The 6,108-nt window shown below is 64.3% G+C and carries 7 protein-coding genes; all 7 read left to right on the top strand.

What is annotated here, in order from left to right; all coding sequences use genetic code 11:
• Nucleotides 1-28: 28 nt before the first annotated feature.
• Genes G3N58_RS12595 through G3N58_RS12565 form a run of 7 tightly spaced genes read left to right on the top strand, consistent with a single transcriptional unit; the run spans nucleotide 29 to nucleotide 6,022 of the window.
• Nucleotides 29-355 carry a hypothetical protein gene (locus G3N58_RS12595; protein ID WP_167042665.1) on the top strand — a complete coding sequence of 109 codons (327 nt, stop codon included), beginning with the start codon at nucleotides 29-31 and terminating at the stop codon, nucleotides 353-355.
• Between the two features lie 54 nt (nucleotides 356-409).
• Nucleotides 410-1,621 carry an AAA family ATPase gene (locus G3N58_RS12590; RefSeq protein ID WP_167042663.1) on the top strand — a complete coding sequence of 404 codons (1,212 nt, stop codon included), beginning with the start codon at nucleotides 410-412 and terminating at the stop codon, nucleotides 1,619-1,621.
• 21 nt (nucleotides 1,622-1,642) lie between these two features.
• Nucleotides 1,643-3,010 carry a CpaF family protein gene (locus G3N58_RS12585; RefSeq protein WP_167042661.1) on the top strand — a complete coding sequence of 456 codons (1,368 nt, stop codon included), beginning with the start codon at nucleotides 1,643-1,645 and terminating at the stop codon, nucleotides 3,008-3,010.
• 22 nt (nucleotides 3,011-3,032) lie between these two features.
• A complete protein-coding gene (locus G3N58_RS12580) occupies nucleotides 3,033-4,010 on the top strand; it encodes a type II secretion system F family protein (protein WP_167042659.1) in 978 nt (325 codons plus the stop codon).
• 43 nt (nucleotides 4,011-4,053) lie between these two features.
• The gene (locus tag G3N58_RS12575) at nucleotides 4,054-5,019 is read left to right on the top strand and encodes a type II secretion system F family protein (protein WP_205999297.1); all 966 of its coding nucleotides are present in this window, start codon (nucleotides 4,054-4,056) and stop codon (nucleotides 5,017-5,019) included.
• A 41-nt stretch (nucleotides 5,020-5,060) separates the two neighbouring features.
• The gene (locus tag G3N58_RS12570) at nucleotides 5,061-5,531 is read left to right on the top strand and encodes a TadE/TadG family type IV pilus assembly protein (RefSeq protein ID WP_205999296.1); all 471 of its coding nucleotides are present in this window, start codon (nucleotides 5,061-5,063) and stop codon (nucleotides 5,529-5,531) included.
• Nucleotides 5,528-6,022, top strand: coding sequence for a TadE/TadG family type IV pilus assembly protein (locus tag G3N58_RS12565; protein WP_205999295.1), 495 nt, complete (start codon nucleotides 5,528-5,530; stop codon nucleotides 6,020-6,022). The genes G3N58_RS12570 and G3N58_RS12565 overlap by 4 nt, the downstream gene beginning before the upstream one ends.
• Nucleotides 6,023-6,108: the final 86 nt, after the last annotated feature.

Genomic DNA, 6,108 nt, shown 5'->3' with positions numbered 1-6,108 from the left:
CCAGTAACGCGCTGCGAAGGGGACTCTCATGAAACTCGAACATCTTGTGACGCATCTTGCGACGACTCGCCGCGCGGCGTTGCTGCTGGCGCTCTACGCAACTCTGGGCGGCTCGTTGAGCGGCTGCATGACGAGCACGCCGATCTGGGACGCGCACTTCGGCGAAGCCGTGCGCACCGTGACGCGGATGCAGATCATCGATCCGCACGCGGGCGAGCACACGCCGTCCACGCCGGGGGTCGACGGCAAGGCCGCCGTGGCCGCGCAGGACCAGTACGACAAGTCGTTCCAGGCGCCCGTCACGACCATCAATCCGTTCGTGATCGGCATCGGCACGAACGGCGGCAGTCAGTGAAGCACAGCGCGGCGACGTCCGCCGGATAACCTTGATCGCTTGGGCGAGAACATCATGATCAACATCCTGGCCCTCTCTGAAGACAGCGCGCGGCTCGCGCAGATCGCGCATCTGAGCGGCGAATGCGGCGACTATCGCTTCACGCGCGCGACCGGCGGGCCGTCGCTGCTCGGCGAGCGCGGCGACAGTCTCGACGCGTTCGACGTGCTGATTGTCGATGCGGCGTCGCTGAAGGACGCGGAGCTGCCCGTGGTCGAACGTCTGCATCGCGCGCATGGGCGGCTCACCTGCATCCTGCTGATTCCCGATGCGTCGCCGGATACGCTGATTGCCGCGATGCGCGCGGGCTTTCGCGACGTGCTCAACTGGCCGCTCGATCCGCGCCAGCTAGGCGATGCGTTGCAGCGCGCGCAGTCGCGGGGTTTGCAAAGCGGCACGCGCGATACCCAGGTGCTGTCGTTCGTGTCGTGCAAGGGCGGCGCGGGCACGAGCTTTATCGCCGCGAACGTCGCGCATGCGATCGCGAGCCTGCCGCAGAAAAAGCGCGTACTGCTGATCGATCTGAACCAGCAGTTCGCCGACGCCGCCTTTCTGGTCTCCGACGAAACCCCGCCCTCGACGCTGCCGCAAGTCTGCGCGCAGATCGAGCGCATGGACGCCGCGTTCTTCGACACGAGTCTGATGCACGTCACCGAGAACTTTCATATTCTCGCCGGCGCGGGCGATCCGGTGAAGGCGGCCGAGATCAAGGAAGACCGCCTCGAATGGATGCTCGGCGTCGCGGCGCCGCATTACGACTTCGTGCTGTTCGATCTCGGTCAGACGCTCAATCAACTGTCGATGCTCGCGCTCGATCGCAGCGACCAGATTCATGTCGTATTGCAGGCGAGCATGCCGCACGTGCGCGCCGGCCGCCGGCTGCAGGAAATTCTCTGCTCGCTCGGCTATGCACAAGAGCAGATGCGCCTCGTCCTGAACCGCTACACGCGCCACGGCGAACGCGCGCGCACGGCGCTCGAATCGGTGCTCGGCATGCACGCGTACCAGGTCATTCCCGAGGACGCCGAGGCCGTGACCGAGGCGATGAACCAGGGCCTGCCGGTATCGAAGACCGCGCGCAGCAGCGGGGTCGCGCGCAGTCTGCAAACGCTCGCCGAGAACATCGTCAGCCGCGCGACGACGTCGGAGCGCAAACGCGCGAAGAGCGATTCGCTGTTCGCGCGGCTGCTCGGCCGTCAGGCGGCGCCGAAACTTGAAACGCTGTAATACCTGAGAAGGGGAGAGGCCATGTCGCTTCGTGAGCAGATTTCCGCGCAACGCGCGCAACCCCTGGGCGAGCGCCAGGACTCGTCGGGTACGCCGGCCGGCATGCTGCGCGCTGCCTATCAGAAACTCAAGCGCGAGATTCATCAGGCCGTGCTCGAACGTGTCGAACTCGAACGCCTGTCGCGTTTGCCGTCCGATCAGGTGCGCCAGGAGATTGCCGCGCTGATCGGCCGCATTCTCGAAGAGCAGAAGGCGCCGGCCAACGATCTCGAACGCCGGCAGCTGGTGGGCGACGTGCACGACGAAATGTTCGGCTTCGGTCCGCTCGAAGTGCTGCTGCGCGACCCGAGCGTGTCGGACATTCTCGTCAATACGTATCGCCATACCTACGTCGAGCGGCGCGGGCGGCTCGAAGCGACCGACGTGACCTTCTACGACGACGCGCATCTGATGAAGGTCATCGAGAAGATCGTTTCGGGCGTGGGCCGCCATATCGACGAATCGAGCCCGATGGTCGACGCGCGCCTGCCGGACGGCTCGCGCGTGAACGCGATCATCCGGCCGTGCGCGGTCGACGGTCCGTTGCTGTCGATCCGCCGTTTCGCCGCGAACCCGCTACAGGTCGCCGATCTGGTCGAACTGCAAAGCCTCACGCCGCCGATGGCCGAAGTGCTCGATGCGCTCGCGCGCGCGAAGGTCAACATTCTCGTGTCGGGCGGCACGGGCAGCGGCAAGACCACGCTCCTGAACGTGCTGTCGGGATTTATTCCGGATGACGAACGTATCGTCACGATCGAGGACGCGGCCGAACTGCAATTGCGCCAGCAGCACGTGCTCAGACTCGAAACGCGTTCGCCGAACATCGAGGGGCGCGGCGAGATCACGCAGCGCACGCTCGTGCGCAACGCGCTGCGGATGCGGCCCGATCGCATCATCCTCGGCGAAGTGCGCGGCGCCGAAGCGCTCGACATGCTCAATGCGATGAACACGGGCCACGAAGGCTCGCTGTCGACGATCCACGCGAACACGCCGCGCGACGCGCTCACGCGCCTCGAAAACATGATCAACCTCGGCGGCCTGTCGTTGCCGACACGCACGATGCGGCAACAGATTTCGTCGGCGATCTCGGTCGTCGTGCAGGCCGCGCGTTTGACCGATGGACGCCGCAAGATCATCAGCATTTCGGAGTTGACCGGCATGGAAGGCGACATGATCAACATGCAGGAGATCTTCGTGTTCCGCCGCGCCGGTGTCGATTCGAAGGGCAACGTGCGCGGACATTTCTGCGCGACCGGCGTGCGGCCGAAATTCGCCGAGCGCCTGCAGGCATTCGGCGTGGCGCCGTCGGATCAGATCTACGATCCGGCCCGCCGCTTCGAGACGACGTGATTCGCTGTTTCAGGAGACTTGCATGAACCCGATCTTCTACGCCGCGATCATCCTGCTCTTCGTGGCCGTGGTGCTTGCGACGAGCGGCGTGTACGAGTACTGGGACAGCCGGCATGGGCCGACCGCGCGGCGCGTTGCCGCACGGATTCGCGCGGTCTCCGCGGGCGGGCAGGTGAGCCGCGAGCGGCTGTCGATTCTGAAGACGCGCATGCTGGCCGAGTCGGCGTGGCTCACGCGGTTTTTGCTGCTGATCCCGCGCGTGCATGCGCTCGATCTGTTTCTGCAGCAGTCCGGGCTCCAGTGGTCGGTGGGCCGGCTCGTCGGCACGTGCGCGGTATTGCCGCTGTTCGTGCTGATGATCGGCGCGAGCGTCGCGTTGCCGTGGTTCGTCTCCGTGGCGATTGCCGTGTTCGCCGCGCTGTTGCCGATCGTCTATGTGCAGCGGCGGCGCAATCGCCGCATCCGGCAACTGGAGCGGCAGTTGCCCGACGTCTGCGACATGCTGGCGCGCGCGCTGCGTTCGGGCCATGCGTTCACGGGGGCAATCGATATGGTCGGCACCGAGTTCGCCGAGCCGATGAGCGGCGAATTCCGCATCGTGTTCGACGAGATCAACTATGGCGTGTCGATCAGCGAGGCGCTGACGAATCTCGCCACGCGCGTGCCGATTCGCGATTTGCGCTACTTCGTGATCGCGGTCGTGATCCAGCGCGAGACGGGCGGCAATCTCGCCGAAGTACTCGACGGCATCACGGCGCTGATTCGCGACCGCTTCAAGCTGTTCGACAAGGTTCGCGTGCTGTCCGCGGAAGGCAAGATGTCCGCGTGGGTGCTGGGACTGATGCCGTTCGGCGTCGGCGCCGCGATGATGGTTCTCAATCCCGACTTCCTCGACATACTGTGGCGCGACTCCACCGGCGTAAAAATGGTCGTGAGCTCGGGCGTCGGGATGCTGTTCGGCATCTTCTGGATGCGGCACATCGTGAAGATCCGGGTTTGAGCGCGTCGTACCGCCCGCGAAGAACAACTACCGAGGAGAGACCATGCAAACGCTGAACATCACGCAGATTCTGCTGCTCGCCGCCGTGTTCGCGATCGTGTTCGCGGCCGCGTTCGGCGTGCTGCATCTGGCCGCGCCGCGCGACATGAGCCGGCGCATCGAGCAGGCGGGCGGCGCGAACGTCGTGCCGGCGCCGGAGCAACTGGCGCCATCCGCGGACACCGCGTGGTACGAAAAGCTCGTCGAAATTTCGCAGCCGATTTCGAAGCTGTCGGTGCCGAAGGAAGGCTGGGAGCAATCCGCGTTGCGTGTGCAATTGATGACTGCGGGGTGGCGCTCGGCCAACGCGGTGCCGATCTATCTGGCCGCGAAGACGGCGCTCGCGATCCTGTTGCCGTTTCTCGCGATGCTCGCGCTCTACGGCTCATCCTTCGCGCCCACGCTGCTCGGACGCTCGATCGTTCTCGTGCTGCTCGCCGGGCTCGGCTACTACCTGCCGAATCTCGTGCTGGCAAAACGCATTGCCGCGCGCAAGCGCAGCCTCGTCGAGGACTTTCCCGATGCGCTCGATCTGCTGACGGTCTGCATCGAGGCGGGGCTCAGTCTCGATGCGTCGCTGATGAAGGTGGGCGAGGAAATCCGCATGCGCAGTGCGGTTGTGGCGAGCGAACTCGAACTGATGCTGCTGGAAATGCGCTCCGGTTTCTCGAAGGAAAAGGCGCTACGCAATTTTTCCTTGCGCACGGGCGTGGAAGATATCGATGCATTCAGCGCCATGCTGATTCAGGCCGAGCGTTTCGGCACGAGCATCGGCGTGTCGCTGCGCGTGCTTTCCGACACGCTGCGCACGCGGCGTCGCATGCGTGCCGAGGAACGCGCCGCGAAGATTGCGCTGAAGCTGCTGTTTCCGCTGATCTTCTGCATTTTTCCGGCGCTGCTCGTCGTGCTGATGGGACCGTCGATGATCCATATCTATCGGGAACTGCTGCCGAGCATGGCGGGCGCCTGAGCCTGCGCAGGCCGTTGCCTGTCAATACATACGAGAGTGGGATGAGAGAAAAAGAACGCATAAAACGAAAAACTCAACGGGGCGCGGCGGCGGTCGAACTCGCGCTTGTGCTCCCGCTACTGCTGGCACTGATATTCGGCAGCGTGCAATTCGGCTGGTTCGTCAACAACTATCTGATGCTGACGAATGCCGCCGCGCTCGGCGCGCACCAGCTTGCGTCGGAGCGTGGGTACGCAGCGCCGTACACCGACACGGCGAATGCGATCAACACGCAGACGGGCACCTTGAAAGGCACGTTGACGATCTCGATGAGCGTCGGCGGTACGTCATGTACCAGCGACAGCACGTGCGCCAGCGCGTTGGGTTCGGGCACGCAGGCGCCCGCGGCCGGCACGCAGGCGATCGTGCAGCTCGGTTATACGTTTGCGCCGCTGTTCGGCGGCGCTTTGTTTGGCCTGAAGAGCATCATGCCGTCGAGCCTGAGCGCGAGCATGTCGGAGGTGGTGCAATGATTTCAGGCACGAGACCGACGCACCGATTACGGGGAGCGTCGGCGCTGAAAAAGCAGCAAGGCGTGGCGGCGGTCGAATTCGCCCTGCTTGCGCCCGTGCTTCTACTGATCGTGCTCGGCGTCGCGCAGTTCGGCTGGCTGCTCGGCAACTACGTGATGGTCGCAAATGCGGCCTCGGCGGGCGCGCGCTATTTCGCGTCGCAACGCGGCACCACCAGTCCATATACGGCGACGCAGACTCAGGTGAGCGCGTCCGCTTCGCTGCTCAAGACCTCGAATCTGTCGATCGCGACGTCGGTGAACGGCACCGCCTGCACGAGCGATTCGGCCTGCGCGTCGGGCCTGACGAGCGCCGGCGGCACGTCGGCGGTCGGAACGGCGACGGTGACCGTCTCGTACACGTTCGTACCGATCTTCAAGGGCAGCCTGTCCGGTCTCTACGCGATGATGCCGACCACGCTCAATGCAAGCGCGGTGGAGCGCGTGCAATAACCGATGTGAAAAAGCCGGTGTAAAAAAACGGGTGTGCTAAAGAAAAGCACACAAAAGGTCTGTGTGTAAAAAGAATGCGTGCAAAC

The sequence above is a fragment of the Paraburkholderia sp. Ac-20342 genome (assembly GCF_017104985.1).
Classification (GTDB): domain Bacteria; phylum Pseudomonadota; class Gammaproteobacteria; order Burkholderiales; family Burkholderiaceae; genus Paraburkholderia.
This window is presented reverse-complemented; position numbering and strand designations above follow the sequence as displayed.